The organism is Legionella donaldsonii (assembly GCF_900452385.1).
GTDB lineage: Bacteria > Pseudomonadota > Gammaproteobacteria > Legionellales > Legionellaceae > Tatlockia > Tatlockia donaldsonii.
In genome coordinates this window covers 94,717-103,635 of sequence record NZ_UGOA01000002.1, presented here as the reverse complement: position 1 = coordinate 103,635, position 8,919 = coordinate 94,717, and the positions used below count along the sequence as shown (strand labels likewise).

Below are 8,919 nucleotides of genomic sequence, written 5' to 3'. Positions count from 1 at the left end.
TTTTATTTGTTACCATAATTTTATTAAGCAACGTACTTTCGACAAAGTTAATAAGCATAGGCGGATTCACAATAACTGGAGCGATGCTTTTATATCCGTTCAGTTACATATTTGACTATATAATTACGGATATTTATGGGTATCAAAAACGCCGAAGAATATTACTGTCTTGCATTGCTGCATTGGTATTATTTGATATTTGCATCTATTTGGTGATTATCTTGCCGCCATCACCATTTTGGAAATTTCAACATGATTTTGAAACCGTATTTTCAAGAATGCTTAGAACATACGTTGCCTCGACTATTGCATTTTCAGTTTCTTTTTTCATATCGTCATTTATTTTTCAGAAATTAAAAATAAAGAATAAGGGGAGGTCATTATTTAAACGAATATTCCAGTCTCTCCTTATCTCAGAAATAACGGATACAACACTATTCTGTTTCCTGTCGTTTTATGGGATATGGCCTATGGAATACATGATGAAATTTATTTTGGTGTCCTATTTTACTAAAATTACATATGAAATAGTTGTATATTCAATTATTACAAAACCTTTAATCACTATTATCAAAAGAGAAGAAAAAAGCGATATTATCGATTGGAATACCGATTTCTCGCCTATCAAATGGGAAATAAATTATGATGAATCGAATAATATATACTCTAAGCAGGATGTGACTGGAGTGACTGGCTGAGCGAACTAATAAGATTAGATAAGGTGCCTAAATTAAATTTTTCTAGAATAGAAACCACAGTATTTTTGTCCTTAATATATTTAGTTTCTATATTCATAACTTTGCCGACCATCGAGGCATTTTTTACGTCTATTTTTAATAGTAGGTTATCAATTGGTTTAATAAAGCCTTGATGCATGGTGCCAATCATATATTTTTTATTAAATAGGAAAAGAACTGTATCTCCATCTTGATATGTTGATAATGAGTCTACGGAAGCAATAACAATGCTTTCATTATTCAATATCTTACAATCAAAATTTCTATCAACTTTGAAGCCAACTGTATTTTTCTTCCAATCGTGCTCATTTTCAATAAAAACCTAATACTTTAGTTTGATCTGGTTCCGTCAAATTGCTTGTACTAATTACAGCAATATAATTTGATTCTTTGATATTTTCTGCCGAAATATCAATAAAATCCTCAAGTTTATTTCCCAATGCTTCCGCGGCGGGCAAATCAGCTTTCACAATCTGCGGATGTGGGATCAAATTACTAAAACGCTTGCTTGGGTTTTGCCTTTTTCTTTGGGTCGTATTAACCGGCTTAATTACCTGGTTGGTTACATCTCCCGAAAAATTCCACCAAGCCATTGCTTATTACTATGCAAGTTTCTTAAATCTCGTAGGACAAAAGCATACCTTCACGCTTCCCTTTCACGGAAAAAACTATCAACAAAGCGTGGATACAATTTTGCATTATCCCTATTACAAAGAGAATGCCGATCACATAGTGGATCTACTAGGAAAATCTTCCCTGGCAGCATTCGTACTTTCATTTGTTTTGGGACTTTGTCTTGCCTTTTATTTTATTCGCAGGGGAAAAGCGCAACGTGCTAATCAGTTTATTCGTGGCAGCCGTATTGACACAAAGGAAAATGTAATCCAACAAATCCTAGAGAAAAAAGAAAACTCTGATATCACTATTGATGGGTTTCCGCTCAAAGCGAACAGCGAAGTTCAACATTTGTTGGTGCATGGAACCGTAGGTACTGGAAAAAGTCAGCTCATTATGAAAATTATGGATGCCTTACGCAAGAGGGGAGATAGGGTTATTGTCTATGATAAGGGATGTGCCTTTATTCCGCATTATTTGATTCAAATCAGGATGTCATTCTAAATCCATTTGATGCGAGGTGTCCTAATTGGGATCTGTGGCTTGAAGCACCTCGGGATTCCGATTTTGAAAACATGGCAGAAAGCCTTATTCCGATGCATGGTGATTCTGATCCCTTTTGGGTGAATGCTGCAAGAACCGTATTTTCCTCGGTTGCAGCTAAAATGCGAAAAGACAAAGATCGATCCGTTGAGAAACTGCTCAAATTGCTGTTGACCGGTGAGTTTTCTCATTTAGAGGATTATCTTAAAGGAACGGCTGCTGCAACTCTAGTAAGCGGTAAAATTGAAAAAACGGCTATTTCCATTCGTTCAGTTATTACCACTTATTTAAAATCTCTTACTACCTTATCAGGACTTAATTCAGAAGGGGCAAGCCCATTTTCTATTCGCGATTACATATTAAATGAACAGGACAGTGGTTGGCTTTTTATTTCATCCAATGGCGAACAACATAAATCATTAAAGCCTTTAATGTCTATGTGGCTAGCCATGGCCTCCCTTACGTTGTTAAGCCTTACGCCTAATCCAGATCGGCGGATTTGGTTCATTTGCGATGAATTGCCAAGCCTTCACAAATTACCACTATTAGGAGAGACCATTGCAGAAGTCCGAAAATTCGGAGGTTGCTTTTTATTAGGGATGCAAAGTTTCTCTCAGCTCACCAAAGTTTATGGTCAATCAGGCGGCGCTAAGGAATTGTTTGACCTGCTGAACACCCGTTTTTTCTTTAGAAGCCCAAGTGCAGATATGGCGCGTTTGGTTGCCAGCGAGTTGGGAGAAGAAGAAATTGAAGAGTCACGAGAAAATTATTCTTATGGAGCTAATAGTATTCGTGATGGAATCTCGCTTGGCAGCCAGCGTGTTACACGTCCCATTGTTTCCTATCCACAAATTTTGGAATTAGAGGATCTAAAGTGTTTTGTTCGCCTTCCTGGAAGTTATCCCATCACGCAACTGACGCTCGAACTTAAAGATAGACCTAAACACTTGAAAGGGTTTGTTGAGCGTCAATTCATTATCGATGAAGTATTACAAAACATTGTTAAAGAAAGCGCGAATCAGGAAGCCGAAACAGGCGGATCCCCCAAACACCTCAACAAACAGCCCATTGAAGTGGAATTTGAAGTTTAGAAACAAGGAGATAAGATGTTAAGTGTACAACCGCTTAAATCAGCGCAGGGCGCTGCCGATTATTATACAGCTGCTTTTAATTATTATGCAGGTGATGCCGAAGCCTTAAGATGGTTAGGTAAGGGTAGCGAACGACTTGGGCTAACAGGTATTGTTGAGAAAGAGCAAATGCTAGCTTTTCTTGAAGGACATCTTCCTAATGGTCAAGTCTTAAAGAATAAGAAAGGAGAACACCGCCCTGGCTTTGACATGACTTTTTCAGCGCCTAAAAGTGTTTCCATTTTGTCAGGACTTGGAGCGGACAGCATGCTTTCTCAACTACATGACAAGGCTGTTGAAAAAGCCATCGGTCTTATTGAAAAAGAATTTGCGCAAGCTCGCGTGGTTATTGGTGGTAAAGTACATTATGTAGATACCGGTAATTTAGTGGTAGCTGCATTTAGGCAACCCTCCTCACGTGCAAACGATCCAGCACTGCATACGCATGGCGTCACCATGAACATTACTTTTACTTCTGAGGATGGCAAAGCGCGTTCGCTTGCCTCTGATATAAATGGAAATTTTGGAGTAATTGAACAATTGCAACAACATGTGAGTTATGCCGGTCTTTTATACCGCACTGAACTTGCTAATTTATTAAAAGAGCAAGGTTATCGGCTGCGGGATGTTGGAAAAGGGATGTTTGAAATTGATGGCGTGCCTGAAGGGGTATTAAAGGAATTTTCAACACGGCGCGCTGATATTGAAGAAAAATGAAGGAAAAGGGATGGGAAGGCGCAAGACTTGCAAGCAAAGCCACACTATTAACTCGAAGTGCTAAAGAGGAACATGATATCAATGTGTTGCGAACAGATTGGCAAAAGCGGGCAGAGTTGCTGGGCTTTGATGCGTATGCTTTTGTTACTTCACGCAAGGCTGACCTAGAACCGAAAGCCTTTGGCTTTTTTACATCAATTAAAGCAAAACTATTTGAGCGCTTTTATGGAAAGGAAGACTTGATTTCATTGCAGGCTAAGGAAGCTGTTTTTGTTGCCATAGAAACTCTTTCTCAGCAAACCAGTGTATTTGAGTTAAGGCAACTAAAGGAAGCCGCGCTTAAACATACTCTCTCAGGACGAACGATTGTTCCGATTAAGGCAATTGATACCATGATTGATGCTCACGTTAAGAGTGGATTACTTTATCAGGCCACCGATCCCATGACGAGATGCTCCATGTTCACTACCCCATGGGCATTAACATTAGAAACAGAAACGCTTGCTCGCATTGAATCTAATCAAGGCATATTAAAACCCATGGCCAATACCCATGCAGTACTTCAAGCACAGATTGCCTATGAAGAAAACTTTCCATTTCCTTTAACAGTTTCCCAGAAAAATGCATTGATGCATGTATTTACCTCAACCGACCGCTTTAATGCAATTCAGGGTTATGCGGGTACTGGAAAAACCACCATGCTTCAATTAACTGAAGCGCTAGCAAGCAACAAAGGATTTAAACTAAGAGGAATGGCTGTTACAAGCTCTGCGGTCAACGAGCTTCGTGAGAAAGCCGGCATTCGCTCAGATGTGTTTCCCATAGTGCACCAAGAGCTTTTGAAAGCACCTAAAAACTCCTTGAAAAATATCCTGTTTATTCTGGACGAAGCTTCTATGCTATCTACCACTCAAGGCCATGAACTTATCAAATTAATTGAGCAAAAAGGGGCAAGACTCTTGTTAACCGGCGATGACTCTCAACTATCAAGCGTCAAATGTGGCCGTATTTTTGGTCAGGCACAGGAATATGGGATATATACAATTCAAATGACCGATATTATTCGGCAAACCAACGCCAGAACAAAAGAATCGGTACGCGATGCAATTAGTAGAGATTTATACGACTCTCTGCAAAAACTTGATGAAGTGAGAGAATTTAAATCCCATGATGAACGTATTGAGGCTATAGCCCATCACTGGCTAAATCTCTCCCAACAGGTTCGTGAGAAAACACTGGTCTTTGCGCCGACCCATGCGAACCGTCGTGATATTACCCAAATAATGCGTGATGGTTTAAAAAAAGAGGGAGCATTGACAGGTAAAGAACATGTGATTAACACTTTAAAGGCTCGCGCGATGGAAGAAATCCAACATCATCATACCCAATACTATCAGCAGGGTGATGTGCTCCGGTTCAACCTAAAACTAGCCAGATCAGGCATTCGTCCAGGTGACTATCTGACGGTAAACGTCATGACTGAAAAACATCGGAAAAATAAAACCGTACCATTGCTGACTGCTGAAGGTAAGTCAGTTGTTCTTCATTTAAAGGATTTACCTATTTATACATCTTCGCGTGCGGGCTTAAATCGCCCCATTGAATTTTATGAGGCAACCTCCCTTGCCTTTTGCGTACAAGATAAGGTGTTAATTACACGCAATAACAACCAGTCAGGTCTTGTGAATTCATCCTTAGCTTCTGTCATTGCCATTGATGAACAGAATATAACGTTGAAGTTTGAAAAAGACGAACAAGTAAAAACCTTTTCTCGTGATGCAAAGGAATTACAGCATCTTGACCATGGCTATGTATTGACCAATATGAAGGTACAGGGCAAGGATAAAACCTATGCCTTGGGACTCATGGAGTCTTACAACAAATTTTCTGCAACACTTAGAAATTATTATGTTCAAATTTCGCGTGCCATATCCCGAATGACCTTAATTACCGATGATAGAAACCAATTATTAAAAGCCCTTGAGTTCAATGACGACACTAAAAAATCCGCTCTCAATTATGTAAACAGTACCACGCTAAAAATGCACATAGATAAATTTTCAGCCAATCCGAAAGCCATTGATGTGGCAACTGTTGCGGATAAAAAAAGTTTCAATCAAGAAATAATGACAGAAAAACAAGCTTTAATACACCAATATACGGATGCAAAAAATAAGCAAAAAACAGCGATAGCTTGCATTAAAGCCTGGCAAATCGTGACAAGCGATCATCTCAAACGAATGGCTAGAAATCAGCTGGTTGTTTCTGAAAGTGCAATACGGCAAGACGCATTTAAATTTGCCACAATGAAGTTGTTAAAGAGCTTAGATAATGAGGAGCGAAAAAAGGTCTTAACTGTCAAAGCGTATTTTGAGGCTTGCTCCGACACACAAAAAGCATGGAAATCGATTCATCAAGGGAATCGAGATTCTTTACAAAGAGAAAAAGCCTGGGGCAAAGCTGAAATCAGAGATGCCCTTGCTTTTAAAATTGTTGAACATATTGAAGGGTACAGGCCTTATCTGAATCATTTTTCCATCGGAAAACTTAATCGATTGGGTGTTTCCCAATACCGCATTGAAAAAGGGGAGGAACGGGCACGAGCCAGGCTTAAAAACTTAAGCATTCACGCTGAAAAGCATCAAATGGCATGTACTGTGGCTTCGTTTTTCAGTGAAGAATCATTTAAAACAAAAGAAACGTTTGCAGCTTTCCTTAAAACCCAATCTAAAGCTGTACATCCCCATTTAATTCGTCTGAGTGAAAAGACAAAAAGACCACTTGATGAGTTATGGCGTGAAATTAATCAACATGCTAAAAGATATGAAGAGAGTCACTTTAAAGAGGGGTTAAACTCTCAAGAAAAAATTCTTTTTGATACCATCAAAACGTATCAGTCACTAAATAAAGAATTAGCTATTCATTTCGCCAGTATGCTTTATGCGTTAGAAAAAGGGAAAGAAATTCCAGAGGCTATTGAGCAAGCGCAAAGAGAGGCCTCTGCCTTAAGAAACCAAATTGCTGCAACGGTTCATAATAACAACTCTTTTGACAAGATCTTGCACTTTTTCAAGATAGACAAAGAAAAAATCAAACAACAAGCAGCTAGCCATGACAAACGAGAAGTGGTTATACGATTTAAACAAGCTACGTCCAACTTTGAGCAGAGAAGAGAAACCGCTTTAGTAATTGCCTCGGATATTAAAGGACATTATCCATTTATCAAAGAGCTTGGCATTAGCACCAAAGTACTAAACACCCTGATGCGGATTGAAGAGAGGCGTACCTTCATCAGTGAGTTGAATGAAACGCAGAAAGATGATTTTTTTAAATGCATGGACTATAAAATAACTGGCCAAAGAGCCAGTCACCTCTGGAAAGCTTTTTTTTCCGACAATGAGCAAGACCTACCACTTAATCAGCAGAAGTTTATCCAGGCACAACAATTAACGGCAAAACGAGATAGCCTTGCCTATGTCATTCATCAAAAATCAGACATTCAAGGTTTGCTTGTTCGGGAAAAACTTGATCCACTTAAAATAGAGCAGCACGCAAGACAGCACAAGGCGAGATTACAAACCGTTAATCAATTAAATGAAACTAAAGCTAATCTCTTTCATCAATTAGAACGTCGTATAGAAGGCATGAATCATAAGGAGTCAACCCAATGGCATAAAGCATGGGCTGTATTTAAAAATGATTTGCAGCGCGTTTCTAAAAATGGATCGCTATATCAAGAAGCTATTGAAACAATACAAAAATCACCGCTGATATTTACAAAAAATGAGAAATCACTATTAAGTCAATATGAATTAGATAATACCTATAAAGCATCTGTGCTTGATAAAATTGTTTACAAAGCTCAATTAAACGAATCAAAAGGATTTTATGATGCAGCCAAAATCACAGAAGTATTGATCGCAAATCCTATCGAAACGTATCGTGCTATTTTTGGCGCACCAAAGAAAATAACGTCTAGGGAAATGCGTTACTCAGGCGGACTTATTGTTTCCTTGAAAGGCAGTAAAGCGGGCTCTTGGTATGACTTTTCAGAAGGCTGTGGAGGTAACCCACTGTCAGCATTGATGCAAGAAAGAGGGATTTCATTCCAGGATGCATTGAAGGAAGGGGCAATCATTGCTGGTATTTCAGGCTTAACCAGTGTTCTTCCAATGAAGAGAGAAAAGAAGTTAAACGATTTAAGCGAATTACGCGAAGAAAAGAACAAAATAATATCGGCAAAAAGTATCCTCAAAGGCGGCATGTCAATTTTTGGCACACTAGCAGAAAAATATTTAAAAGAACATCGTGGTATAGAGCATCCAGAACAATTAAATGTTTTGTATTGGCCTAAGGGCGCTTTGTGGAAAGCAATCGATGATAATGGAACACTCTACGATAAAATTAATAAAATACCCGCTTTATTGATAGCGGCCAAGAACAAACAAGGAGAAATAACCGGCGTCCAACGGATTTATTTGGATGAAAAAAATGCTAAGAAAAATACTTTTATGGAAAATGCGAAATTATCCAAAGGGAGAATAGAAGGCAGCGCAGGAGTCTTGCAAACGGGTGAAAAGCGATCGCCATTGTATTTGGCAGAAGGCCCTGAAACAGGAGCAACCATTGCCATGGCAAATCCAAAAGCTACGGTTTTGGTTTCCTTTGGTTTGTCGAACTTGAAAAATTTAAGCGCACTTATTAAAAGCTTTTACCCAAGTGAGGTGATTATTGCGGGAGATAACGATTTGGCTTCCAAAAATAATACCGCAAAAATAACTGAAGAAGCAAAAGAAGCCTTAATGAGAGAGGGTTTAGATATAAAAATAATTATGCCTCAAAATCTGCCTGGCCGAGAAAAAACGGATTGGAATGATGTACATTGTTCTCAAGGATTAAACCAGGTAAAACATCAGCTTGGATTAAACGAGATAAACCCTGAAATTCATAAAATAGCGGTTCGCCTGAACAATGAAAAGTCACTCGAATTAGAACAATATGTTAATAATTTTATCGAGATTAAAAATCAATTGGGTAAAGCCATCTTGCCAAAAAATTATAATGTAGATTATTTAAATACCAATAAAGGTAAGGAACCACATCAAAGATCATTTGAAATCGAGAAAACAAAAGAGCTTCAACGTAATCAAAAGGAAATGGATATTGAGCTTTAAATT

Annotated in this window: 5 protein-coding genes and 1 pseudogene; 4 read left to right on the top strand and 2 right to left on the bottom strand. The window is 38.5% G+C overall.

Annotated features, from left to right (window positions below; genetic code table 11):
- Positions 1-14 precede the first annotated feature (14 nt).
- Positions 15-698 carry a queuosine precursor transporter gene (locus DYC89_RS15965; protein WP_342767889.1) on the top strand — a complete coding sequence of 228 codons (684 nt, stop codon included), beginning with the start codon at positions 15-17 and terminating at the stop codon, positions 696-698.
- Here DYC89_RS15965 and DYC89_RS15960 read toward each other — a convergent pair.
- The gene (locus tag DYC89_RS15960; RefSeq protein ID WP_147285519.1) at positions 667-981 is read right to left on the bottom strand and encodes a hypothetical protein; all 315 of its coding nucleotides are present in this window, start codon (positions 979-981) and stop codon (positions 667-669) included. The genes DYC89_RS15965 and DYC89_RS15960 overlap by 32 nt on opposite strands.
- A gap of 67 nt (positions 982-1,048) precedes the next feature.
- Positions 1,049-1,330, bottom strand: coding sequence for a hypothetical protein (locus DYC89_RS16805; protein ID WP_245954078.1), 282 nt, complete (start codon positions 1,328-1,330; stop codon positions 1,049-1,051).
- Here DYC89_RS16805 and traD point away from each other — a divergent pair.
- The 3 genes and pseudogenes from traD (at position 1,242) to DYC89_RS15940 (ending at position 8,916) form a co-directional block, all read left to right on the top strand.
- A pseudogene (gene traD, locus DYC89_RS16795) lies at positions 1,242-2,986 on the top strand (type IV conjugative transfer system coupling protein TraD). The gene DYC89_RS16805 and the pseudogene traD sit on opposite strands and share 89 nt — an antisense overlap.
- Positions 2,987-3,001: 15 nt before the next feature.
- Complete coding sequence (gene mobF, locus DYC89_RS15945; RefSeq protein ID WP_115222871.1) at positions 3,002-3,742, top strand: MobF family relaxase; 741 nt, start codon at positions 3,002-3,004, stop codon at positions 3,740-3,742.
- Positions 3,739-8,916 carry an AAA family ATPase gene (locus tag DYC89_RS15940; RefSeq protein ID WP_115222870.1) on the top strand — a complete coding sequence of 1,726 codons (5,178 nt, stop codon included), beginning with the start codon at positions 3,739-3,741 and terminating at the stop codon, positions 8,914-8,916. The genes mobF and DYC89_RS15940 overlap by 4 nt, the downstream gene beginning before the upstream one ends.
- Positions 8,917-8,919 lie beyond the last annotated feature (3 nt).